Here is a 22,488-nt window from a genome sequence, read left to right as displayed (position 1 = left end):
GGCGCGTCTGTCGTTACTCGGGGGCGACATCGAGTGCGTGGCCCACCAGGGCGAGCAGCGACTCGACGACGGTGATCCTCTTACGCGCATCCATGATCACAACAGGCACGTGCGGGGCTATGGTCAGGGCCTCCCTGACGTCCTCCTCCTCGTAACCGGTCGTTCCCTCGAAGTGGTTGACGGCCACGATGTAGGGAAGGCCGCAGCTCTCGAAGTAGTCGAGCGCGGCGAAGCAGTCGGCGAGGCGGCGTGTGTCGGCCAGGACGACGGCGCCGATCGCGCCGCGCACCAGGTCGTCCCACATGAACCAGAAGCGCTGCTGGCCGGGTGTCCCGAAGACGTACAGGACGAGGTCGTCGTCCAGTGTGAGACGGCCGAAGTCCATCGCGACGGTCGTGGTGACCTTGTCGGGCGTGGCCGAGAGGTCGTCGGTCTCCTCGCTGGCCTGTGTCATCAGCGCTTCGGTCTGCAGCGGGGTTATCTCGGAGACCGAGCCGACGAAGGTCGTCTTGCCCACGCCGAACCCGCCGGCGACCACGATCTTGGTCGCGATCGGCGCGCGGGTGTGGTCGAGCTGCCAGGTCTGCACCGGCTCGTCGGGCCGCTCCTGCGGCCCTCGCTGACGCGGAGTGAAGAGCGGAGCCTCAGAGACGGCGGAGTCCATTGAGCACCCTTTCGAGCAGCGCGCGGTCGGGCTGGCCGGTGCCGTGACCGGTTCCGTAGACGCGGATCTTTCCCTGGTCGGCCAAGTCGCTGAGCAGCACACGGACCACGCCGAGCGGCATCTTCAGCAGGGCGGAGATCTCCGCGACCGTACGCATACGGCGGCAGAGTTCGACGATGGCGTGGAGCTCGGGCATCACGCGCGAGGCGAGGTTGCCGTTGGTGAGCTCGCGGCGCTCCTCGGGGGCGTCCAGCGCCGCGACGAACGTCTCGACGAGCAGGACGTGGCCGAAGCGGGTGCGCCCTCCGGTGAGGGAGTACGGACGGACCCGTGCGGCCTTGCGGTCGGCGCCGCGGACCGGGAGTTTTCGTACGGGTTCAGCAGCTGACGTCACTGGGTGCTCTCCATCGATTTGCGCAGCTCACTGCGGAGTTCGGGGGTGAGTACGTGTCCGGCGCGGCCGACGAAGAGCGCCATGTGGTAGGCGATGACGCTCATGTCGCAGTCAGGGGTGGCGTGCACACCGAGCAGGGAACCGTCGCTGATCGACATGACGAAGACGCTGCCCTCGTCCATGGCGACCATCGTCTGCTTGACGCCACCGCCGTCCATCAGCTTCGCGGCGCCGATCGTGAGGGACCCGATGCCGGAGACGATGGTGGCGAGGTCGGCGCTGGAACCCCTGGGGCCCGTCTGCCGTCCTCCGGTCCCGGCCGTCGCGAGACCGGGGTCCGAGGAGAGCAGCATCAGTCCGTCGGACGAGACGACGGTGACCGAGTGGACCCCTGGCACCTCCTCCACGAGATTGCTCAGCAACCAGTGCAGGTTCCGGGCCTCGGCGCTCAGCCCGAATGTGCTGGGTGCAGTCAACTGCGTGCCTCCTCGACTGTGTCCCCCGTCTCATCGATTCGACCGTCGGTACGGTCGTGGTCGGTCTGTTGGCCCGTGTCGGCGATCTCCGCCTCGACATCGCGGCGGCCGTCCTTCGCGCCCTGGTGGAACCCGCCGAGCCGGCGGCGCAGGGCCTCCTTGTCCAGGGTGCCCTTGCGCTCGGTGGCCGGGGCCGTCAGCGGTGCCGCGATCCTCGGAGTGCGCTTGGGCAGCCCCTTGTCCGTGAGGCGTTCGGGCAGCGGCGCCGGGTCGGGCACCTCCTCGCCCAGTCCGGTCAGCGGCTGCCGGGGGCCGGGAAGGGCGTCGGCGGCGGGCTCGGCTGCCGGAGCTGCGGGCGCGGGGGCAGGAGCAGGGCTCGTGTCGGCGGCGCGCTCGTGGCGGTCGGGGCCGATGGCGTACGGGCTCGGGGCGTCCTGCTGCGCGGGCAGCCGGACCTGCATCGTGGTCTCGGACTCGGACTCCTCGCGGGCGCCGGGTCCGGCCGCGGGGCCGGCCTCCGGCACGGGCGCGGACACCGGCTCCGCCACGGGCTCGGCCGCGGCGGGCGCGGTCGGCTCCGGTGCGGTCGGCTCCGGTGCCTCGGGCTGCGGGATCGCCGTCTGCAGGGTCCGCTCGGCGGCCGCGATCAGCGGGTCGTCGGCGGGCTCGGGCGAACGGGGCGGCAGCGCGTTGGAGTTGGCCTCGGCGACCGATCCCGGGAGGTTCAGTGTGGGCGCGTCCCCGGGCAGCGGTACGGGCGGCGGGGAAGCCGCGGGCGGCGCCTTGGGCAGCAGCGCCTGCGGAAGAACGACGACCGCGGTCACCCCGCTCCCCTTCTGTTCGCGCAGCTGCACCCGCACGCCGTGGCGGGCCGCCAGCAGCGAGGTCACCTGAAGACCGAGCCCGGCCCCGTCCGCGGCCTGTTCGCCCGCTTCGAAGGACGCCGGGTCGGCAAGCCTGGCATTGAGTTCGCTCATCCGGACCGCCGACATGCCGATGCCCTCGTCCTGCACGGAGAGCATCACCTCCCCGGTCTCCAGCAGCCAGCCGGAGAGCTCGACATGGGAGTCCGGCGGCGAGAAGGAGGTCGCGTTCTCCAGGAGTTCGGCGACGAGGTGGCTCAGGTCGTCGGCGGCGAAGCCCGCGATCTGGGCGTGCGGCGGCAGGGACTGGATGGTGACCCGCTCGTACCGCTCGATCTCGCTGACCGCGGCGCGCAGCACGTCGACGAGCGGGATCGGGCCCGTGTGCCCCTGGTTGCGGTCGGTTCCCGCGAGGACCAGCATGTTCTCGCTGTGGCGCCGCATGACGGTGGCCATGTGGTCCAGCTTGAAGAGGGTCGCGAGGCGTTCCGGGTCCTGCTCGCGCTCCTCCAGGCCCTCGATGACGCCGAGCTGACGCTCGACGAGCCCGAGCGTGCGCAGCGACAGGTTGACGAAGGTGTGGTGGACGGTGTTCCGCAGCCGTTCGAGCTGCCCGCCGAGCTCCGCGACCTTCACCTGGAGTTCGGCCCGCTGGAGCGTGAGGGCCTCGCGCCCGGCGATGAGTTCGCCGCGCTCGGTCTGCAGGCCCTCCAGCCGTCCGGTGACGTCGTGGTGCAGCCCGTGCAGCTTGCCGTGGAGGGCGTTGATGGACCGTACGACCTGGGCGAACTCGTCGTTGCGCCCGGTGTAGCGGACCGGTTCGGCGGTCTCGGGCTCGGCGGCGATACGGCCGGCCCCGATCCGCAGGACGGCGAGCGGCTGGGTGAGGGTGCGGGCGACGGCGGTGGAGACACCGATGGCGATCAGGAGGCAGCCGCCGAGCAGGGCGAGGCGGAGCTCCAGCGCCGTGACGTCGTCGTCGCGCAGCCCTTCCAGGCGCTTGACCTGCGCGGTGCCCAGTGCGGACTCGACGCCGCGCATACGGTCGATCCGGGCGGAGAGTGCCGCCCCGACCTTCTTGGGGTCGGCTTTCCGGTCGGCGTCGGACAGCTCGGGCCGGTCGGTGAACCGGGTGAGGTACTTCTCCGCGCTGGTGACCTCGGGTCCGGTCACCGTGGAGGCGAGCCGGTCCCGGGCCGAGGGGCCGGCCGCCTGGTCGAAATCGGCGAGGGAGGCGAGCTCGCGCACCCGTGCCTGCTGGGCGGCGGCGCTCAGCTCGTCGCGGTTGCGGTCGCCCTCGCTGTCGCCCTCGGCCTCGGTCTGCACGGGCAGACCGGTGAAGGGGTCGATCTGCTGCTGCGGCTCGGTGCCGGGCACGGCGAGCGCGGCCAGGAGCAGTCCCCTGGTGGCGGAGGCCTGCTCCACGGCGCCGCCGAGGGCGAGCGGGGCCCGGGTGGCGTCGGCGGCACGCGGCGGGGTCTTCTCGGCGAGCTCGTCTGCGAGGCCGTGGAGCTTGGCGATGACATCGGAGTACGCCTGGAACGCCTCCATCGCCGAGCCCTTGCCGGTGAGGGCGGTCCTGCGGAGCGACGGGACGGCGGCGAGGTCCCGGCGCAGCGACGCCGGGGCGGCCTCCCGGATCTCGTCCACCTGCTGGTCGACGCGGGCTGCGGTGCTCGTGGCGCCTGAGGTGCTGCCCTCGTCCTCACGGCCGCCCGCGATGTGGGCGGTGACCTCGTCGCGTTCGTCCGCGAGGGAGTGCGCCAGGGTGATCGCCTGCTGGTTCAGCTCCGCGAGCGTGACCAGCCGCTGGGACTCGTTGAGATCGGAGGATGCGCCGAGGGCCGCAGGGGCGCCCGCCGCGATGACGGTGATCCCTACGACGGCAACGCCGGCGACGAGCCGGCTGCGTACCCGCACGGTCCGCTTGGATGCGCCCGCTGCCGGAGGCATCGCCCCGGACTCCTCGCGCGCGCTGTCCTTGCTCCGAGGCCGCTTCTTCTGCACCGGTGCTCGCAATCTTGACTCGTCCGCCCTTGAAGCAGAGGTGACGCACGGTCACGTGAATGGGGCGCCCCGCCCTGGTGTGCGCCGTACGGCTTCCGACCATTCCAGCGCTTTTGGGAGGGGGCCGTGCATCAACCGCTCCGCCACTCGAACGAGTGAACATCACTCCGGAGTTGGCGAACAAGTCTCCCCACAGGCGCCGCAGGCCATGCATGCGCCGCCGGGTGGAACTTCGGGCCAGGCTTTGGCAGTATGCCCGCCCGCATATGCGCGGAGCCCTGGATTTCGCGAATGAGTGCCACCTGACCTGCTGGTACGGTCCAACCGCGGGGTTGCGGGGGGTCCGTGAAGACATCGTGCAGACTGGCCGGATGCGTATCGAACTCGCCACCGAGCCCGGCAGCCCCGAACGCCCCAACGAGGACTGGGCGTCGGCCGCCGTGCCTGCGGCAGGCCAGGGCGGGGTCCTCGTCCTGCTCGACGGCGTGACGCCCCCCTCGGGCAGCGACGGCTGCGTGCACTCGGTTCCGTGGTTCACCGCGCGGCTCGGAGGGGCACTGGCCGAACTGTCCGCTTCGCGGCGGGATCTGACACTGTCCGAGGTCCTCTCGATGTCCATCCGGCGCACCGCCGACACGCACCGTTCCCTGTGTGACCTTTCTCACCTGCGCACGCCTCAGGCAACGGTGGTCCTGGCGCGTTGGGACGACGAGCGGGTCGAGCACCTGGTGCTCTCCGACTCGGCGCTGCTCGTGGAGGCGCCCGACGGCACGGTCCGTCCTCTGCTCGACGACAGGATCGACCGGCTGCCGCCGGGCTCGCTCGCCTCGGAGGAGGTCGCGGACGCCCGCGTGCGGAACAAGGAGGGCGGCTTCTTCACGGCTGCCGCGGACCCCTCGGTGTCGTCACGCGCGGTGACGGGTGAGACCCCGCGGATCGAGGTCCGGGCGCTGGCGGCGCTGACCGACGGGGCGAGCCGCTGGACGGAGAAGTTCCGGGAGGGCGACTGGACGGCCACCCTGGAAGTGCTCCGCAATGCAGGAGCGCAGGGGCTGATCGACCGGGTCAGGGAGCTGGAGCGGGCCGACACCGACCGGGTGCATCTGCGCCGCGGCAAGACGCATGACGACGCGACAGCGGTTCTGGTGGAGCTGTGACGGCCGCCGCCGGCCGCTCCACAACCCGGCCGCTCAGTCCTCGGCGCGCTCGTTGAAGTGGTGCAGCAGCCGTGCCAGCTCCGCGACCTCGGCCCGGTCCCAGTCGGCGAGCTTGAGGGCGTAACGGCCCCGACGCGCGTCACGGACGCTGCGGAAGCGCGCGAGGCCCTCGTCGGTGAGGTGGACGAGCGAGGCACGGCCGTCCGCCGGGTCCGTCTCCCGCGCGACCAGGCCGAGGCCCTCCAGGGCGCGCAGCTGACGGCTCACGGTCGCCTTGCCCACGCCGAAGTAGGCGGCGAGATCGGTGGCGCGCTGCTGCCCCGCGGACTCGAGGCGTACGAGAAGTCCGTAGGCGGCGGCTTCCAGATCCGGATGGACCTCCCGGGCCATCTCCCCCGAATTGGCCCGCGCCCGGCGTAGAAAGACAGCCAACTCACGCTCCAGGGCGAGGAATTCATGGTCCACACCACTCCCGGCCGTCGCACCGGGTTCACCGTCGCTTCCGCTCCCGTGCACGTCAGCACCCCTCATACGCTTTCCCGCCGATGAAAGTTTCTTTCAACTCCGGCCATCGCCGCAGTTGGGCCAGTATTTCGCAGGCGTAGACCTTCGGCAGCGGCCAGGCCCCCTTCCGGACGGCGGGTCTACGTGCGTAGCTTCATGAGTGCCACGGGTGGCATGTCCACACCATGGTGCACGCACCGCAGAAGCGTCCCGCACCCGCTCCTGCGCCATGAGCTCCCCCACCGAGCCCTCGGAGGCACGCAATGCCCGTGCTCAGATCCGGATCCGCAGCTTCAGCCCGCCGCCCCCGCCTCTTCGCGGCGGGCACACTCCTCGCCGCCCTCGCCCTCCTGGTCACGCTGCCCAGCGCGGCGTCCGCGGCCGACACCGCGACCGTCCCCGAGCGGGGTACGGCCAGGATGGGCCAGGGCGTCGTAGCCCACGACGGCCAGGGTCGCGGCGCTCCCACGGGGACGAACGCCGTCCAGACCGAAGGTGTGGACGTCAGCAGCCACCAGGGCGACGTCGCCTGGTCGACCCTGTGGAACAGCGGCGTGAAGTGGGCCTACGTCAAGGCCACCGAGGGGACGTACTACAAGAACACGTACTTCACGCAGCAGTACACCGGCTCGTACAACGTCGGCATGATCCGGGGCACTTACCACTTCGCCACTCCGGACACGACCAGCGGTGCGGCCCAGGCGAACTACTTCGTGGACAACGGCGGCGGCTGGTCCAAGGACGGCAGGACCCTGCCAGGCGTGCTGGACATCGAGTGGAATCCGTACGGCGCGCAGTGCTACGGCAAGACCCAGGCCGGCATGGTCGCCTGGATCCGCGACTTCGTGAACACCTACAAGGCGCGGACCGGGCGGGACGCGGTGATCTACACCGCCACCAGCTGGTGGAAGGACTGCACGGGCAACAACGCGGGCTTCGGCGCCACCAACCCGCTCTGGGTGGCCCGCTACAACACCACGGTCGGCGAACTCCCGGCCGGGTGGGGCTACTACACGATGTGGCAGTACACGTCGTCGGGCCCGACGGTCGGCGACCACAACCACTTCAACGGCGCGCTCGACCGCGTGGTGGCACTCGCGAACGGCTGAGCCGACGCGACGCAGCACCAGGGCCCCGGTGACGAAGCTCCAGGTCACCGGGGCTCAGCGCTGCCCCGCACCCCACTATGCACTACACGTATACACACTATGTATAGTCCTGGCGTGCTGCACCACCGGCGTGCGGCCGAGCCATGGGGAAGTGACGCGCTGTGTCTGTTGTGCCCGGAAAGATGACTCCGTGGGGCACGGGGTTCGCTGCCGCCCTTGTGACGGTGCTCACGCTGACGCTCGGCGGCTGCTCGATGGAGACGACGGCTCCCGGATCGGCGCGCGCCGACGCCGCCTCCGACGCCAAGGGCACCTTCGGGCAGGCGGACTGCCGCAAGGCCAAATGCATCGCCCTGACGTTCGACGCCGGGCCCGGGGAGGACACCCCGCGTCTCCTGGACATCCTCAAGGAGAAGAAGGTGCCGGCCACGTTCTTCCTGCTGGGCAAGAACCACGTGCTCGAACACCCCGACACCGTGCGGCGTATCCAGGCCGAGGGACACGAGGTCGCCAACCACACCTGGTCGCACGAGATCCTGACCGGCAAGAAGCCCGACGAGATACGCGCCGAACTGGAGAAGACCCAGGACGCGATAGCGGAGATCACGGGCAGGAAGCCGCGGCTGATGCGCCCGCCGCAGGGCCGCACCGACGACACGGTCTCCGAGATCAGCAAGGAGCTGGGGCTCTCCCAGATCCTCTGGAGCACGACGGCCAAGGACTACTCGACGAACGACTCCGCACTGATCAGGAAGCGGACCCTCGACCAGGCGGGCAGGGACGGGATCATCCTGCTGCACGACATCTACAAGGGCACGGTGCCCGCGGTGCCGGGCATCATCGACGCGCTGCACAAGGACGGCTACACCTTTGTGACGGTCCCCCAGCTGATGGCCCCGGCGGAGCCCGTACCCGGCACGGTCTACCGCCCCTGAATCTCCGGGCACGCGGAACGGCCCGCCTTCCGGGGGGAAGGCGGGCCGTCCGTACCGGCCGTCGGCGTGATGCCACGCCCGTCACAGCATGGCGCCTACGCGGCGGCCGGGATCCTCTCCTGCACCCTGGCCGAGGCCGGGGCGAGCGCGATCTCCAGCACCTGGCGGACGTCGGTGACCGGGTGGACGTCCAGCTTCTCCAGCACCTCGGCCGGGACGTCGTCCAGGTCGGCCTCGTTGCGCTGGGGGATCACCACGGTGGTGATGCCCGCGCGGTGTGCCGCCAGCAGCTTCTGCTTGAGGCCGCCGATCGGCAGCACCCGACCGGTCAGCGACACCTCACCGGTCATCGCCACATCCGTACGGACGAGCCGTCCGGAGAGCAGCGAGGCCAGCGCCGTCGTCAGGGTGATACCGGCGCTCGGGCCGTCCTTGGGGACGGCGCCCGCCGGGAAGTGGATGTGCACACCCCGGTCCTTGAGGTCGGCGACCGGCAGCTCCAGCTCCGCGCCGTGCGACCGCAGGAAGCTGAGGGCGATCTGCGCGGACTCCTTCATCACGTCGCCGAGCTGACCGGTCAGGGTCAGTCCGGACGCCCCGGTCTCCGGGTCGGCCAGCGACGCCTCGACGAACAGCACATCGCCGCCCGCTCCGGTCACCGCGAGCCCGGTGGCCACACCCGGCACCGCCGTGCGGCGCTCGGCGGGGTCCTGGGCGGACTCGGGTACGTGGTGCGGCCGGCCGATCAGACCCCGCAGGTCCTCCTCGGCCACCGTGAACGGGAGCTCCCGCTCGCCCAGTTCGTGCTGGGCCGCGACCTTGCGGAGCAGCCGCGCGACGGCCCGCTCCAGATTGCGCACCCCGGCCTCCCGGGTGTACTCGCCGGCCAGCTTGCGCAGCGCGGACTCGTCGAGCCCCACCTCGTCCTTCTCCAGGCCGGCCCGCTCCAGCTGGCGCGGGAGCAGGTGGTCCCGTGCGATGACGACCTTCTCGTCCTCGGTGTAGCCGTCCAGCGTGACCAGCTCCATGCGGTCGAGCAGGGCCTCCGGAATGGCGTCGAGAACATTGGCCGTGGCCAGGAACACGACGTCGCTGAGGTCGAGTTCGACCTCCAGGTAGTGGTCGCGGAAGGTGTGGTTCTGCGCCGGGTCGAGCACCTCGAGCAGGGCGGCCGCCGGGTCGCCCCGGAAGTCCGAGCCGACCTTGTCGATCTCGTCGAGCAGGACGACCGGGTTCATCGAGCCGGCCTCCTTGATCGCCCGGACGATGCGTCCGGGAAGCGCGCCGACGTACGTACGCCGGTGGCCCCGGATCTCGGCCTCGTCGCGGACACCGCCGAGCGCGACCCGGACGAACTTGCGGCCCATGGCATGCGCGACGCTCTCGCCGAGCGACGTCTTTCCGACGCCGGGCGGGCCGACCAGAGCCAGCACGGCACCGCCGCGCCGGCCGCCGACCACGCCCAGTCCGCGTCCGGCACGCCGCTTGCGTACGGCGAGGTACTCGGTGATGCGTTCCTTCACGTCCTGGAGTCCGGCGTGCTCGGCGTCCAGGATCTCCTGAGCACCCTTGATGTCGTAGGCGTCCTCGGTCCGCTCGGTCCAGGGGAGTTCGAGGACGGTGTCCAGCCAGGTCCGGATCCAGGAGCCCTCGGGGCTCTGGTCGGAGGCGCGCTCCAGCTTCTCGACCTCCTTGAGCGCGGCCTCTCGGACGTGCTCGGGCAGGTCGGCGGCCTCGACACGGGCCCGGTAGTCGTCGGACTCGTCCTCCGGGTCGCCGTTGAGCTCGGAGAGCTCCTTGCGTACGGCGTCGAGCTGGCGCCGCAGCAGGAATTCGCGCTGCTGCTTGTCGACGCCCTCCTGGACGTCCTTCGCGATGGACTCCGCGACATCCTGCTCGGCGAGGTGCTCGCCGAGCCACTGGATGGCCAGCTTCAGACGGGCGACCGCGTCCGCGGTCTCCAGCAGCTGGACCTTCTGAGCGGTGGTCAGGAAGGGCGAGTACCCGGAGTTGTCGGCGAGCGCGGAGATGTCCTCGATCTGCTGGACCCGGTCCACGACCTGCCAGGCGCCGCGCTTCTTCAGCCAGCTGGTGGCGAGCGCCTTGTACTCCTTGGCGAGCTCGGCGGCGGAGCCGGGCAGGGGATCGGGCACGGATACGTCGATCCTGGTGCCCTCCACCCACAGCGCGCTCCCGGGGCCACTGGTCCCGGCGCCGATCCGCACACGGTCACGCGCCCTGATGAGGGCGCCCGGGTCACCGTCCGAGAGACGGCCGACCTGCTCGACCGTGCCCAGGACGCCGGTCCCGGTGTAATTCCCGTCGATGCGCGGCACGAGCAGCACCTCGGGCTTGCCGCCTCCGGGCCGCGCGACCGCCTGCGCGGCCTCCACCGCGGCGCGCACCTCCGCGTCCGACAGGTCGAGCGGCACCACCATTCCGGGCAGCACGACCTCGTCGTCGAGAGGCAGCACGGGCAGGTCGATCGGCGTGAGCGCCTTCGACGCATTCGACTCAGTAGTCATGATCTCCCCTTCGGCAGGCAAGTTGAGCTATGTGGGCTCAATGCTTGTGAGCCTGCGAATGTTCCCAGGGCCGTGTTCGCTCTCAGCGATCACCGTCCCCCCGCGTCCCTCACCTGCGAGGATCCGGGCATGCACGGAGAGGACAAGGGGCTCGCGGCGGACGGGACGATCCGTCGCGAGGGGTCCGTCGCCCACGTGGCCGCACCGTTCGCCCCGGTGGTCGAGGCGGTCCGCGTACGCGTCCCCGAGGCCTTCGGCCCCTCCCGGCTGCACAGCGCCTACCTGTACGGCAGCATCCCGAGGGGCACGGCCATTCCCGGCGTGTCCGACCTGGACCTGCAGGTGGTCCTGCGCGACGAACCCACCGACGCGGACCGTGCGGCGGCCGCGGAGACCGCCGCCGCCCTGGACGCCGACTTCTCCGTGATCGACGGGGTCGGCCTGCTCCTCTCCCCCGTCCGCGTCGTGCTCAGCGAAGAGGAGCGCCACGACTTCGGCTTCTTCGTCGCCTGCCTCTGCACCCCGCTGCTGGGCGAGGATCTGGCCGCGCACCTGCCGCGCTACCGGCCGACCTCGCTGCTCGCCCGTGAGACCAACGGCGACCTGGAGCTCACACTCCCCCGGTGGCGCGCCCTGGCCGCCGAAGCCGCCACCGACGAGGCGCGCCTCAGGCTGAGCAGGCGCGTCGCCCGGCGTCTCGTCCGGTCCGCGTTCACGCTGGTCATGCCGGTCTGGGGCGGCTGGACGAGCGAACTGCGGCGGTCCGCCGGACTGTTCGCGCGCTTCCGCCCGGACGCCCCGGAACGCGCCGCGCAGGTCCACGCGGCCGCCGTCACGGCACGCACCCCCTCGCCCGATCCGGCCGTACTGGCGATGCTCATCGAGGACCTGGGCCCCTGGCTGGCCGCCGAGTACACCGCGGCCCACGGGACGAAGGCACCGCGCCACGGAGGGTAGGCCGGGCGAATCCGCTGGTCCAGGGGGCCCGCGACGAGGAAAGATGGACGCCCGGAGAACCAACCGCCGCCGACCGGAGACCGGAGACCGCACCATGCACGCCCCAGACACCCACCGCCCCGTCGTCCTCGACCGGCGCGAAGGGCCGTTCGGCGAAGTCGTCCTGCGCGAGCACGGCGACAATTTCGAGATCATCGCCAACGGATGCTTCCTGATGGACACCTCCGACGGGCGTTCCGAGCGGCTGCTGATCGACGCGGCCCTCGCCGCGCTGCCCGTCGGCAGGCAGGACCCCTCGGTGCTGATCGGCGGTCTCGGGGTCGGCTTCTCGCTGGTGCGGGCATCCGCCGAGCCACGCTGGGGCCGGATCGCGGTCGTCGAGCGGGAGCAGGCCATCGTGGACTGGCACCTCGACGGACCGCTCGGCCGGATCTCCGGGGCGGCGCTCTCCGATCCGCGCACCGAGATCCTCCGTACGGACCTCGTGGCCCATCTCCGTACGACCACGGAGCGTTACGACGCGCTGTGCCTGGACATCGACAACGGCCCCGACTGGACCGTCACCCAGGACAACGGAAACCTCTATTCAGCTGCCGGTCTCGCGGCCTGCCGCGCACGTCTGACGCCCGGTGGAGTCCTCGCCGTCTGGTCCGCGCAGCCCTCCGCCGAGTTCGGTGAAGCGCTGCGGAATGCCGGATTCCACGCGGTAAGGACCGAAGAAGTAGCCGTTGCCCGAGGTGTGCCGGACGTGGTCCATCTCGCACTCCGGGACGGCTGAACCCCCACCCGGTATCCACGGCCCCGCCCCACCCACGGATCAGAGGCACAAGTCCGCCGATCCGTCTCCTTTCCCGTGGGTAACACCTTCACGACGGACAACACCCTGCGTAGCCGAGAGGCGCCTTGTGCCTTTACGCTGCTGACCGGCACAAGGGATCACCGACGAAATCCACAAGCGATAACCGTGCCTCCGGGGGAATGGCCTCCGCGAGAACGGGCAGGGGCGGGGCGATGGAACAGACACACACCACCCACAACGGCGTCGCGGCCACCCCCGGGGCTCAGCGCCGGGTGCTGGTGGTAGAGGACGACGCAACAATCGTCGACGCCATTTCCGCCCGGCTGCGGGCCGAGGGCTTCCTGGTGCAGACCGCACTGGACGGGCCCGCGGCCGTGGACGCGGCCGAGGCGTGGCAGCCCGACCTGATGGTGCTCGACATCATGCTTCCCGGCTTCGACGGCCTGGAGGTCTGCCGTCGTGTGCAGGCTCAGCGCCCCGTGCCGGTGCTGATGCTCACCGCACGCGACGACGAGACCGACATGCTGGTCGGGCTCGGGGTCGGCGCCGACGACTACATGACCAAGCCGTTCTCGATGCGGGAGCTGGCGGCGCGGGTCCACGTCCTGCTGCGCCGGGTCGAGCGGGCCGCGCTGGCCGCGGTGACGCCGCGCAGCGGCATCCTGCGCCTCGGCGAGCTGGAGATCGATCACGCGCAGCGCCGCGTCAGGGTGCGCGCCGACGACGTCCACCTCACCCCGACCGAGTTCGACCTGCTGGTCTGCCTGGCCAACACACCGCGCGCGGTGCTGTCCCGGGAGCAGCTGCTGGCCGAGGTCTGGGACTGGGCGGACGCCTCCGGGACCCGTACGGTCGACAGTCACATCAAGGCTCTGCGCCGGAAGATCGGCGCCGAGCGGATCCGTACCGTGCACGGCGTCGGCTACGCCCTGGAGACACCAGCGCCATGACGCCGCCCGGCTCGGGACTGCGGCCCTTCTCGATCAAGGCCAAGCTGGGCACGCTCGTGGTGGTCTCCGTGTTCATCACGACCGGACTGCTGATCGTCGCCCTGCGGACCAGGACCGAATTCCGGTTCATCACGGTCTTCTCGGTGATCGCGACCCTGCTGATCACCCAGTTCGTGGCGCACGGCCTGACCGCGCCGCTGGACGAGATGCGCGCCGTCGCCCGGTCGATCTCGCACGGCGACTACACGAGGCGGGTGAGCGGCGCCGGGCGGCGTGACGAGCTCGGCGACCTGGCGCAGACGATCAACCGCATGGCGGACGATCTGGAGGCGGAGGACCGGCACCGCAAGGAGCTGGTGGCGAACGTCTCCCATGAGCTGCGCACACCGATCGCGGCGCTCAGAGCCGTCCTGGAGAACGTGGTGGACGGGGTGTCCGCCGCCGATCCCGAGACGATGCGTACGGCGCTGAAACAGACCGAACGCCTGGGCAGACTGGTGGAGACCCTGCTGGACCTCTCCCGGCTGGACAACGGCGTGGTGGCGATCAAGGCGCGCCGCTTCGAGGTCTGGCCGTACCTGTCGGGCGTGCTGAAGGAGGCCAATCTCGCCGCCTCGCAGCGCCGGCTCTCCTCCGGCTCGGGCAACCACTCCCGTACGGACGTCCATCTGCACCTCGACGTGTCGCCGCCCGAGCTGACGGCGTACGCGGACGCGGAACGCCTGCACCAGGTGGTCGCCAACCTCATCGACAACGCCGTCAAGCACAGCCCGCCGCACGGGCGGGTCACCGTGCTGGCGCGGCGCGGGGAGTACCCCGAGTCGCTGGAGCTGGAGGTCGTCGACGAAGGCCCGGGCATCCCGGAGGCGGAGCGCCACCGGGTCTTCGAGCGCTTCAACCGCGGCCAGGCGCCTTCCCCGCACGGGCCGGGCTCCGACGGCGGTACGGGGCTCGGGCTCGCGATCGCCCGCTGGGCGGTGGATCTGCACGGCGGCCGCATCGGCGTGGCCGAATCCGCCCGCGGCTGCCGAATCCAGGTCACCCTTCCGGGGAACGCCCAGGCGCACGGTTGACCTCGCGTTCGAAGCGGAGGGCCCCGTTCTCCCTACCGTCCGGGAAAGAGATACGGTCCAGGGGGCCTGAGCGCAGGCCTCGCGTACCCGAAGGGCAGCGGAACCCTGCTTGTTTCCCGCCATTTCATGCGCCGAAACCCGCCTTCAGATGTGATGTGCACGACGAAGACCGGCCCGGCCTGCACGTAACGGCTCGGGAGGCGTAGCCTTGATTTCCGCTGTCCATCACCTTGTGAAGCGGAAGAGGGCGGTTGCCGCCGTGTCGTCTCAGTCCCCCAGTAACTCGAGCATCTCGACCGATCAAGAAGCAGGCTCCGGGTCCAACCCGGCAGCAGCTTTCGGCCCCAATGAGTGGCTCGTCGACGAGATCTACCAGCAGTACCTCCAGGACCCGAATTCGGTCGACCGCGCCTGGTGGGACTTCTTCGCCGACTACAAGCCGGGTACGACCGGCACGGCGGACAAGCCTGTCCCCGCACCTGCGGGAGCGGTGACCCCGGCCCCGGCCGCGAACACCGTGAACAACACCGCTCCGGCACAGGCCGCGACGCCTGCTCCGGCCGCGGCGCCTGCCAAGCCCGCGGCCGCCGCTCCGGCGGCCCCGGCGAAGGCACCGGCCGCTCCCGCCGCTCCCGCGAAGGCGGCGCCCGCGAAGGCGGCCCCGGCACCCGCGAAGACGGATGCCCCGGCCGAGGCCCCCGCCGGCCCGGAGTACGTGACGCTGCGCGGCCCGTCGGCCGCCGTCGCGAAGAACATGAACGCCTCCCTGGAGCTGCCGACGGCCACGTCGGTCCGCGCCGTGCCGGTGAAGCTGCTCTTCGACAACCGCATCGTCATCAACAACCACCTGAAGCGCGCCCGCGGCGGGAAGATCTCCTTCACGCACCTCATCGGGTACGCGATGGTGCAGGCCCTCAAGGCCATGCCGTCGATGAACTACTCCTTCGCGGTGAAGGACGGCAAGCCGACCCTGGTCAAGCCCGAGCACGTCAACCTCGGTCTGGCCATCGACCTGGTGAAGCCGAACGGCGACCGCCAGCTGGTCGTCGCGGCCATCAAGAAGGCCGAGACGCTCAACTTCTTCGAGTTCTGGCAGGCCTACGAGGACATCGTCCGCAGGGCCCGCGTCGGCAAGCTCGGCATGGACGACTTCTCCGGGGTCACCGCCTCGCTGACGAACCCCGGCGGCATCGGCACCGTCCACTCGGTGCCCCGCCTGATGCCCGGACAGGGCCTCATCATGGGCGTCGGCGCGATGGACTACCCGGCGGAGTTCCAGGGCACCTCGCAGGACACCCTGAACAAGCTGGGCATCTCGAAGGTCATGACCCTGACCTCGACGTACGACCACCGGGTCATCCAGGGCGCCGCGTCCGGCGAGTTCCTCCGCGTCCTGTCCCAGCTGCTGCTCGGCGAGAACGACTTCTACGACGAGATCTTCAAGGCGCTGCGCATCCCCTACGAGCCGGTCCGCTGGCTCAAGGACATCGACGCCTCGCACGACGACGACGTCACCAAGGCCGCGCGGGTCTTCGAGCTGATCCACTCCTACCGGGTCCGCGGTCATGTGATGGCCGACACCGACCCGCTGGAGTACCGCCAGCGCAAGCACCCCGACCTGGACATCACCGAGCACGGCCTCACCCTGTGGGACCTGGAGCGGGACTTCGCGGTCGGCGGTTTCGCCGGCAAGACGATGATGAAGCTCCGCGACATCCTCGGCGTCCTGCGTGAGTCGTACTGCCGCACCACCGGCATCGAGTTCATGCACATCCAGGAGCCGAAGGAGCGCAAGTGGCTCCAGGACCGGGTGGAGCGTCCGCGCCCGGCTCCGGAGCGCGAGGAGCAGCTGCGGATCCTGCGCCGCCTCAACGCCGCCGAGGCGTTCGAGACGTTCCTGCAGACCAAGTACGTCGGCCAGAAGCGGTTCTCGCTGGAGGGCGGCGAGTCCGTCATCCCGCTGCTCGACGCGGTCATCGACTCCGCCGCCGAGGCCCGCCTCGACGAGGTCGTCATCGGCATGGCCCACCGCGGCCGGCTGAACGTCCTGGCGAACATCGTCGGCAAGTCGTACGCGCAGATCTTCCGGGAGTTCGAGGGCAACCTCGACCCGCGGTCGATGCACGGCTCCGGTGACGTCAAGTACCACCTGGGCGCCGAGGGCACCTTCACCGGTCTGGACGGCGAGCAGATCAAGGTCTCGCTGGCCGCCAACCCCTCGCACCTGGAGGCCGTCGACCCGGTCCTCGAGGGCATCGCACGCGCCAAGCAGGACATCATCAACAAGGGCGGCACGGACTTCACGGTCCTGCCCGTCGCGCTCCACGGCGACGCGGCCTTCGCGGGCCAGGGCGTCGTCGCCGAGACGCTCAACATGTCGCAGCTGCGCGGTTACCGCACCGGCGGCACCGTGCACGTGGTGATCAACAACCAGGTCGGCTTCACCGCCGCCCCGGAGTCCTCGCGTTCCTCGATGTACGCCACGGACGTGGCGCGCATGATCGAGGCGCCGATCATCCACGTCAACGGCGACGACCCGGAGGCCGTGGTGCGTGTCGCGCGCCTCGCCTTCGAGTACCGGCAGACGTTCAACAAGGACGTCGTCATCGACCTCATCTGCTACCGCCGCCGCGGTCACAACGAGGGCGACAACCCGGAGTTCACCAACCCGCAGATGTACACCCTGATCGACAAGAAGCGCTCGGTGCGCAAGCTCTACACCGAGTCCCTCATCGGTCGCGGCGACATCACGCTGGAAGAGGCCGAGCAGGCTCTCCAGGACTTCCAGGGCCAGCTGGAGAAGGTGTTCGCGGAGGTCCGCGAGGCCACCTCGGCGCCGTCCCAGCCGCATGTCCCGGACGCGCAGGCGGAGTTCCCGGTCTCCGTGAACACCGCGGTGTCCTCGGAGGTCGTGAAGCTGGTCGCCGAGTCGCAGGTGAACATCCCCGACGGGATCACCGTGCACCCGCGCCTCCTGCCTCAGATGCAGCGCCGCGCCGCCTCCGTGGAGAACGGCACGATCGACTGGGGCATGGGCGAGACCCTGGCCATCGGCTCGCTGCTCATGGAGGGCACCCCGGTCCGGCTCGCCGGCCAGGACACCCGCCGCGGCACGTTCGGCCAGCGCCACGCCGTTCTCGTCGACCAGAAGACCGGCGAGGACTACACCCCGCTGCTCTACCTCTCCGACGACCAGGCCCGTTACAACGTCTACGACTCGCTGCTCAGCGAGTACGCGGCGATGGGCTTCGAGTACGGCTACTCGCTGGCCCGTCCGGAGTCCCTGGTCATCTGGGAGGCCCAGTTCGGTGACTTCGTCAACGGCGCGCAGACCGTCGTGGACGAGTTCATCTCCTCGGCCGAGCAGAAGTGGGGCCAGACGTCCGGCGTCACCCTGCTGCTCCCGCACGGCTACGAGGGCCAGGGCCCGGACCACTCGTCCGCACGCCCGGAGCGTTTCCTGCAGATGTGCGCGCAGGACAACATGACGGTCGCGATGCCGACCCTCCCCTCGAACTACTTCCACCTCCTGCGGTGGCAGGTGCACAACCCGCACCACAAGCCGCTGATCGTCTTCACCCCGAAGTCGATGCTGCGCCTCAAGGCGGCCGCCTCGAAGGTGGAGGAGTTCACCACCGGCGGCTTCCGTCCGGTCATCGGTGACGAGTCGGTCAAGGCCGAGGCGGTCCGCAAGGTCGTCTTCGTCTCCGGCAAGCTCTACTACGACCTGGACGCCGAGCGCGAGAAGCGCGGTGACACGGAGACGGCGATCATCCGTCTGGAGCGCCTGTACCCGCTGCCGGGTGCGGAGATCCAGGCCGAGATCGCCAAGTACCCGAACGCCGAGAAGTACCTCTGGGCCCAGGAGGAGCCGGCGAACCAGGGTGCGTGGCCGTTCATCGCGCTCAACCTGATCGACCACCTGGACCTGGCCGTCGGCGCCGACGTCCCGCACGGTGAGCGCCTGCGCCGCATCTCGCGTCCGCACGGCTCGTCCCCGGCGGTCGGCTCGGCCAAGCGCCACCAGGCCGAGCAGGCGCAGCTGGTCTCCGAGGTCTTCGAGGCCTGATCAGCGGCTGTACGCCATCGAAGGGCCCGGCCCCGCGAGCATCTCGCGGGGCCGGGCCCTCGGGCTTTCCGGCCTCGTTATTCTGGTCGTATGTACTTCACGGACCGTGGCATCGAGGAACTGGAGAAGCGGCGCGGCGAGGAGGAGGTCACCTTCGAGTGGCTCGCCGAGCAGCTCCGTACGTTCGTCGACCTCAACCCCGACTTCGAGGTCCCCGTCGAGCGCCTCGCCACCTGGCTGGCCCGCCTGGACGACGAGGACGAGGACGAGTAGCCGGCAGTCACCGTCCGGGTTTCCCGCCGCCCGCGCCCCTGAAGCGGTTGTACGCGAGCCCCAGAAGGCCCTGTACGAGAAGGACGAGGCCCGCGGCGATCCAGCCGCCGCTGCGCCGACGGGCGCCCCAGAGGGTCAGTGGCAGCCCGGCGGCGACCTGACCCGCCGCCACGGCGCGTGCCCGTGGGCCGAGCACCCAGGGGCCGAGGCTGCCGCTCTCGACGGCGTCGAGTTCCACGCGCACGGCGTCGCGCCAGCCGGCCCATTCGATCTGCTCCGCCTCCGGGTGGATCCCGGCGACCGAACGCAGCCGGTCGGCGGGCTCGCCGGGCGTGAGACCGGGCGGCAGGCCGACCCCCGCCCGGGTGAGTACGGCGAGCAGTCCGCGCAGCCGGGCGTCGGCGTCGCTTCCCGGGTCCTCGCGGGTGAGGGCCTCCAGCGCCTGGACGTCCGTGACGGGGTCGAGGCCCAGCCTGAGGGCGGACGTCCGCATGGCTTCCTCCTCGGCGGCCGGGGTGCCGTCGGCGAGCCAGGTGTAGCCGACCGGGCGGCGGAAGCCCGAGGCGAGGGTGTAGCCGGAGCGGTCGCCGTCCCACCACAGGGCGAGCACCGGCCAGGTGGAGCCCACGGCGAGGGCGGTGGCCCAGCCGCCGACGACACGGTCGACGGGCTCGGCACCTCCGTCGGCCGCCGGGGGCACGTCGGCCGGTGCTCCTCCGTGGCCTTCGTGGACGTCCTTCCGCCAGGGCTTCCCTTCGGGGACGAGCACGCTCCAGCCGTCCCCCGCGGGCACGAGCAGCATGCGCTCCCGCAGGAGATGGGCCACGGGCCGTACGGTCTCGGGATCGGCGCGGCAGAGAAGCAGGGCGCCCACGGATGTCGCGGTCATGCACCACACGCTAGGTCAATTTGCTCGCGTATGAACCATTTGCCGCCCGCCTCCACTCTCCCACCAGCACCCGTTTCGGCCGTCCCTTGACTTCCCCGATCCGCGATATATCGTGTTCTCGGAAGACGCGATATGTTGCGTCGCGCCACCCAGTGGGAGGTCAGATCCATGCCTGAGCCGACGTGGACCGTCGCCGAGCCCCAGAAGCTCACTTTCGACGACCCCGTGACAGCACTCAACGTGCGCATCGTCGACGGCATGATCAATGTCGTCGGCACCGACGAACCGACCGCCCGGCTGGAGGTGTCCGAAATAGAGGGGCCCCCACTGGTCGTGACCCTGGAGGGCGGGACCCTCACCGTCACCTACGAGGACCTGCCGTGGCAGGGCCTTCTGACCTGGCTCGACCGCAGGGGACCCCGCCGCAGCGCCGCGGTCTCGCTCGCCGTACCGGCCGGCGCCACGGTGGAGGTCGGTGTCATCGGGGCCGAGGCGGTCGTCTCGGGGATCCAGGGCCGCACGGAGCTGCGCGGCATCTCGGGGGACAGCACCCTGGTAGGCCTCTCCGGGGTCGTCCGGGCCGAGACGGTGTCCGGCAGCCTGGAGGCCCAGACCGTCACCGGAGACCTGCGCTTCCAGTCCGTGTCGGGCGATCTGACGATCGTCGAGGGCGCCGGAACCTCGGTCCGGGCGGAGTCCGTCACCGGCCACATGGTGCTGGATCTCGACACCTCGCCGAAGCCGACGGACATCAGACTGACCTCGGTATCCGGCGAGATCGCCATCCGGCTTCCGCACCCGGCGGACGCGAGGGTCGAGGCGAACACCGCGAGCGGGACCGTCTCCAACGCCTTCGAGGACCTGCGTGTGGGCGGCCAGTGGGGCGCGAAGAAGATCACCGGCACACTGGGCGCGGGCAGGGGGAAGCTGAAGGCGACCACCGTCTCGGGTTCGATCGCCCTGTTGCGCCGCCCACCCGCCCAGGACGCCGAGCCGACCGGAAAGGTGCTCTGACATGGCTCCCGTATTCGCCCACGGCCGTCTGCGCCTGTACCTCCTCAAACTGCTGGACGAGGCCCCGCGCCACGGTTATGAGGTGATCCGGCTCCTGGAGGAACGCTTCCAGGGGCTGTACGCCCCGTCGGCGGGCACCGTGTATCCGCGGCTGGCCAAACTGGAGGCCGAGGGCCTGGTCACCCATGCGACCGAGGGCGGCCGCAAGGTCTACTCCATCACCGACGCCGGGCGGGCCGAGCTGGCGGGCCGCGGGGGCGAACTGGCCGATCTGGAGCTGGAGATCCGCGAGTCCGTCTCCGAACTGGCTGCCGAGATCCGTGACGACGTGCGGGGAGCGGCAGGCCAGCTCCGCAGCGAGATGCGCGCGGCGGCTTCCGAGTCCCGCCACTCCTCCGGCGGCGGCAAGGGCGGCTGGGACCCCGGTTTCGGGGACAAGGAGGCGTGGCGCACGGCGAAGGAGGAGCTCCGCAAGGCCAAGCAGGAGTGGAAGGAACAGGCCCGCAGGGCGAAGGACGAGTCGCGCAAGGCCCGTGAGGACGCGGACCAGGCCCGCCGCCAGGCCCAGGAGGCGCACGAGAAGGCGCGGGAGCAGATGCAGAACGCCGCGCGCCAGGTCCAGGAGCACTTCGCGCGGGGCGACTGGCCCGCGGGGGTTCGGGACGGGCTGGCCGAGATCACCGGCCAGCTGGGCAACTTCGCCAGGACCGGCGCCTGGCCGGTATACAGCCGCCCGGCGCCCGAGGAGCCGGACGTCGAGTGGGCCGCCGACGCCACGACCACCGGTGACCCGGCCCGTGACCTGGACCGCCTGCTGGACCGCTTCCGCGACGACATCCGTGACGCGGCCCGGGACCAAGGCGTCACCGAGGCCCAGCTGTCGGAGGCCCGAGGTCATCTGGCCTCGGCCGCGACACGCATCGGCTCTCTGCTGCGGTCCCCGGCCGACGAGGAGAAGGGCACCTCCGGCACACCCTGACCCCGTGCCCGGCCCGGCCGGAGGAGACCCCGGGCCGGGCCGCCGTGCCGCCCGGCGGTCAGCTCGCCCGGGCCCGGCCCTGCCCGCCGTCGCCGTACAGCGCGCGTTCCACCGTCGCGTAGGTGGCACCGTGGTCGGCGAGCACATCGGCGACGACGCCCGGGCAGGCGGTCAGGGCCAGCAGCAGGTGCTCCTCACCGATGAAGCGGTCGCGCCGGCCGAGGGCGATGCGAAGGGATTTCTCCAGGATGCCCTTGACGCCGCCCGTGAAGGTTCGGCGTCCGGACCACCAGCGTCTGTTCCCGCGATCAGCCGCGAGGACTCCTTCGCCGTGGGCATCCTCGACCCGGGCCACGATCTCGGTGATGTCGATACCGATGCCGGCGAGTGCCTCCGTGTCGGCCCTTGTGAGCCCGCCTCGGCGGCGGGCCTCACCGAGCGCGGCCTCCATCGAGGCGCGCCGGTCGGTGAGTCCGAGGGCGGTGACGGCGAAGGACGCCCGGCTGCCCTCCTGGTCCAGCAAGGAGAGCAGGAGGTGCTCCTCGGTGACGGAGTCGGCTCCCGCCCGCTCGGCGTGGGTCACCGCGCCGGTCACGGTGGCCCGGGCTCCCACGGTGAATCGCTCGAACATCAATGCCTCCCGTACTTCTTGTGCACGGCCTGCCTGCTGACACCCAGCTCGGCAGCGATCTCCTGCCACGACCAGCCCTGGACGCGGGCGCTCCTCACCTGGACGGCTTCGAGTTGTTCGAGCAGCCTTCGCAGCGCTGCCACCGCCCGCAGCCCGACGCGGGGGTCATGGTCGCCGGCACGCGCGGCGAGATCCGTTGCTTCGGTCATGATGTCAACTT

20 protein-coding genes are annotated in these 22,488 nt (G+C 70.8%); 11 read left to right on the top strand and 9 right to left on the bottom strand.

Annotation, left to right across the window (positions count from 1 at the left end; translation table 11 throughout):
- Positions 1 to 13 precede the first annotated feature (13 nt).
- From OG379_RS26150 to OG379_RS26135, 4 genes are read right to left on the bottom strand one after another with little or no spacing between them, the layout of a single operon-like run.
- Entirely contained in the window at positions 14 to 664 is a 651-nt protein-coding gene (locus tag OG379_RS26150; protein ID WP_356711684.1) for an ATP/GTP-binding protein, read from the bottom strand.
- On the bottom strand, positions 645 to 1,058 hold the full coding sequence (locus OG379_RS26145) for a DUF742 domain-containing protein (RefSeq protein WP_103513691.1): 414 nt from the start codon (positions 1,056 to 1,058) through the stop codon (positions 645 to 647). Before OG379_RS26145 ends, OG379_RS26150 begins: the two co-directional genes overlap by 20 nt.
- Positions 1,055 to 1,534, bottom strand: coding sequence for a roadblock/LC7 domain-containing protein (locus tag OG379_RS26140; RefSeq protein WP_405665465.1), 480 nt, complete (start codon positions 1,532 to 1,534; stop codon positions 1,055 to 1,057). The genes OG379_RS26145 and OG379_RS26140 overlap by 4 nt, the downstream gene beginning before the upstream one ends.
- On the bottom strand, positions 1,531 to 4,404 hold the full coding sequence (locus OG379_RS26135; protein WP_405665463.1) for a nitrate- and nitrite sensing domain-containing protein: 2,874 nt from the start codon (positions 4,402 to 4,404) through the stop codon (positions 1,531 to 1,533). The genes OG379_RS26140 and OG379_RS26135 overlap by 4 nt, the downstream gene beginning before the upstream one ends.
- A gap of 371 nt (positions 4,405 to 4,775) precedes the next feature.
- On the opposite strand from OG379_RS26135, the gene OG379_RS26130 reads away from it, so the two are divergent.
- Positions 4,776 to 5,561: a protein phosphatase 2C domain-containing protein gene (locus tag OG379_RS26130; RefSeq protein ID WP_405665461.1), complete on the top strand. Its 786-nt coding sequence runs from the start codon at positions 4,776 to 4,778 to the stop codon at positions 5,559 to 5,561.
- A 33-nt stretch (positions 5,562 to 5,594) separates the two neighbouring features.
- Here OG379_RS26130 and OG379_RS26125 read toward each other — a convergent pair whose 3' ends face one another.
- Positions 5,595 to 6,092, bottom strand: coding sequence for a MarR family winged helix-turn-helix transcriptional regulator (locus OG379_RS26125; RefSeq protein ID WP_393763531.1), 498 nt, complete (start codon positions 6,090 to 6,092; stop codon positions 5,595 to 5,597).
- A gap of 236 nt (positions 6,093 to 6,328) precedes the next feature.
- On the opposite strand from OG379_RS26125, the gene OG379_RS26120 reads away from it, so the two are divergent.
- Together OG379_RS26120 and OG379_RS26115 are read left to right on the top strand one after the other, a co-directional pair.
- A complete protein-coding gene (locus OG379_RS26120; protein WP_405665459.1) occupies positions 6,329 to 7,174 on the top strand; it encodes a lysozyme in 846 nt (281 codons plus the stop codon).
- 170 nt (positions 7,175 to 7,344) lie between these two features.
- Positions 7,345 to 8,109 carry a polysaccharide deacetylase family protein gene (locus OG379_RS26115; protein ID WP_405668649.1) on the top strand — a complete coding sequence of 255 codons (765 nt, stop codon included), beginning with the start codon at positions 7,345 to 7,347 and terminating at the stop codon, positions 8,107 to 8,109.
- 95 nt (positions 8,110 to 8,204) lie between these two features.
- Here the strand turns inward: OG379_RS26115 and lon are convergent, their stop codons facing one another.
- Positions 8,205 to 10,634 (bottom strand): endopeptidase La, encoded by a 2,430-nt coding sequence (gene lon / locus OG379_RS26110; RefSeq protein WP_405665457.1) that lies wholly within the window; start codon positions 10,632 to 10,634, stop codon positions 8,205 to 8,207.
- A gap of 129 nt (positions 10,635 to 10,763) precedes the next feature.
- Between lon and OG379_RS26105 the strand changes: the two genes are divergently transcribed.
- The 6 genes from OG379_RS26105 to OG379_RS26080 all read left to right on the top strand — a co-directional run bounded on the left by OG379_RS26105 (position 10,764) and on the right by OG379_RS26080 (position 18,755).
- Positions 10,764 to 11,591, top strand: a complete 828-nt coding sequence (locus OG379_RS26105) for a nucleotidyltransferase domain-containing protein (RefSeq protein WP_405665456.1) — start codon at positions 10,764 to 10,766, stop codon at positions 11,589 to 11,591.
- Between the two features lie 94 nt (positions 11,592 to 11,685).
- Positions 11,686 to 12,369 (top strand): spermidine synthase, encoded by a 684-nt coding sequence (locus OG379_RS26100; protein WP_405665454.1) that lies wholly within the window; start codon positions 11,686 to 11,688, stop codon positions 12,367 to 12,369.
- Between the two features lie 233 nt (positions 12,370 to 12,602).
- Complete coding sequence (locus OG379_RS26095) at positions 12,603 to 13,340, top strand: response regulator transcription factor (RefSeq protein ID WP_014154105.1); 738 nt, start codon at positions 12,603 to 12,605, stop codon at positions 13,338 to 13,340.
- Positions 13,337 to 14,413 carry an ATP-binding protein gene (locus OG379_RS26090; RefSeq protein ID WP_393763522.1) on the top strand — a complete coding sequence of 359 codons (1,077 nt, stop codon included), beginning with the start codon at positions 13,337 to 13,339 and terminating at the stop codon, positions 14,411 to 14,413. The genes OG379_RS26095 and OG379_RS26090 overlap by 4 nt, the downstream gene beginning before the upstream one ends.
- Positions 14,414 to 14,672: 259 nt before the next feature.
- On the top strand, positions 14,673 to 18,482 hold the full coding sequence (locus OG379_RS26085) for a multifunctional oxoglutarate decarboxylase/oxoglutarate dehydrogenase thiamine pyrophosphate-binding subunit/dihydrolipoyllysine-residue succinyltransferase subunit (protein ID WP_405665452.1): 3,810 nt from the start codon (positions 14,673 to 14,675) through the stop codon (positions 18,480 to 18,482).
- Between the two features lie 90 nt (positions 18,483 to 18,572).
- Positions 18,573 to 18,755: a DUF6104 family protein gene (locus tag OG379_RS26080; RefSeq protein ID WP_003961784.1), complete on the top strand. Its 183-nt coding sequence runs from the start codon at positions 18,573 to 18,575 to the stop codon at positions 18,753 to 18,755.
- Between the two features lie 7 nt (positions 18,756 to 18,762).
- Here the strand turns inward: OG379_RS26080 and OG379_RS26075 are convergent, their stop codons facing one another.
- Positions 18,763 to 19,644, bottom strand: coding sequence for a hypothetical protein (locus OG379_RS26075; RefSeq protein ID WP_405665451.1), 882 nt, complete (start codon positions 19,642 to 19,644; stop codon positions 18,763 to 18,765).
- 168 nt (positions 19,645 to 19,812) lie between these two features.
- On the opposite strand from OG379_RS26075, the gene OG379_RS26070 reads away from it, so the two are divergent.
- Both OG379_RS26070 and OG379_RS26065 read left to right on the top strand, forming a co-directional pair.
- Entirely contained in the window at positions 19,813 to 20,658 is an 846-nt protein-coding gene (locus tag OG379_RS26070) for a DUF4097 family beta strand repeat-containing protein (RefSeq protein WP_405665449.1), read from the top strand.
- Position 20,659: 1 nt separating this feature from the next.
- Entirely contained in the window at positions 20,660 to 21,637 is a 978-nt protein-coding gene (locus tag OG379_RS26065) for a helix-turn-helix transcriptional regulator (RefSeq protein WP_405665447.1), read from the top strand.
- Between the two features lie 58 nt (positions 21,638 to 21,695).
- Here the strand turns inward: OG379_RS26065 and OG379_RS26060 are convergent, their stop codons facing one another.
- Entirely contained in the window at positions 21,696 to 22,268 is a 573-nt protein-coding gene (locus OG379_RS26060; RefSeq protein ID WP_405665445.1) for a Clp protease N-terminal domain-containing protein, read from the bottom strand.
- On the bottom strand, positions 22,268 to 22,477 hold the full coding sequence (locus tag OG379_RS26055) for a sigma factor-like helix-turn-helix DNA-binding protein (protein ID WP_033298277.1): 210 nt from the start codon (positions 22,475 to 22,477) through the stop codon (positions 22,268 to 22,270). Before OG379_RS26055 ends, OG379_RS26060 begins: the two co-directional genes overlap by 1 nt.
- Positions 22,478 to 22,488 lie beyond the last annotated feature (11 nt).

Source organism: Streptomyces sp. NBC_01166 (assembly GCF_045039765.1).
GTDB lineage: Bacteria > Actinomycetota > Actinomycetes > Streptomycetales > Streptomycetaceae > Streptomyces.
This window is presented reverse-complemented; position numbering and strand designations above follow the sequence as displayed.

What these genes read in the sequence shown, in the direction of transcription:
- OG379_RS26125 (WP_393763531.1), bottom strand. Translation starts at nt 6,092, where the DNA reads ATGAGGGGTGCTGACGTGCACGGGAGCGGAAGCGACGGTGAACCCGGT.
- OG379_RS26150 (WP_356711684.1), bottom strand. Translation starts at nt 664, where the DNA reads ATGGACTCCGCCGTCTCTGAGGCTCCGCTCTTCACTCCGCGTCAGCGA.
- OG379_RS26080 (WP_003961784.1), top strand. Translation starts at nt 18,573, where the DNA reads ATGTACTTCACGGACCGTGGCATCGAGGAACTGGAGAAGCGGCGCGGC.
- OG379_RS26075 (WP_405665451.1), bottom strand. Translation starts at nt 19,644, where the DNA reads ATGACCGCGACATCCGTGGGCGCCCTGCTTCTCTGCCGCGCCGATCCC.
- OG379_RS26090 (WP_393763522.1), top strand. Translation starts at nt 13,337, where the DNA reads ATGACGCCGCCCGGCTCGGGACTGCGGCCCTTCTCGATCAAGGCCAAG.
- OG379_RS26065 (WP_405665447.1), top strand. Translation starts at nt 20,660, where the DNA reads ATGGCTCCCGTATTCGCCCACGGCCGTCTGCGCCTGTACCTCCTCAAA.
- OG379_RS26130 (WP_405665461.1), top strand. Translation starts at nt 4,776, where the DNA reads ATGCGTATCGAACTCGCCACCGAGCCCGGCAGCCCCGAACGCCCCAAC.
- OG379_RS26060 (WP_405665445.1), bottom strand. Translation starts at nt 22,268, where the DNA reads ATGTTCGAGCGATTCACCGTGGGAGCCCGGGCCACCGTGACCGGCGCG.
- OG379_RS26105 (WP_405665456.1), top strand. Translation starts at nt 10,764, where the DNA reads ATGCACGGAGAGGACAAGGGGCTCGCGGCGGACGGGACGATCCGTCGC.
- OG379_RS26100 (WP_405665454.1), top strand. Translation starts at nt 11,686, where the DNA reads ATGCACGCCCCAGACACCCACCGCCCCGTCGTCCTCGACCGGCGCGAA.
- OG379_RS26055 (WP_033298277.1), bottom strand. Translation starts at nt 22,477, where the DNA reads ATGACCGAAGCAACGGATCTCGCCGCGCGTGCCGGCGACCATGACCCC.
- lon (WP_405665457.1), bottom strand. Translation starts at nt 10,634, where the DNA reads ATGACTACTGAGTCGAATGCGTCGAAGGCGCTCACGCCGATCGACCTG.
- OG379_RS26120 (WP_405665459.1), top strand. Translation starts at nt 6,329, where the DNA reads ATGCCCGTGCTCAGATCCGGATCCGCAGCTTCAGCCCGCCGCCCCCGC.
- OG379_RS26095 (WP_014154105.1), top strand. Translation starts at nt 12,603, where the DNA reads ATGGAACAGACACACACCACCCACAACGGCGTCGCGGCCACCCCCGGG.
- OG379_RS26070 (WP_405665449.1), top strand. Translation starts at nt 19,813, where the DNA reads ATGCCTGAGCCGACGTGGACCGTCGCCGAGCCCCAGAAGCTCACTTTC.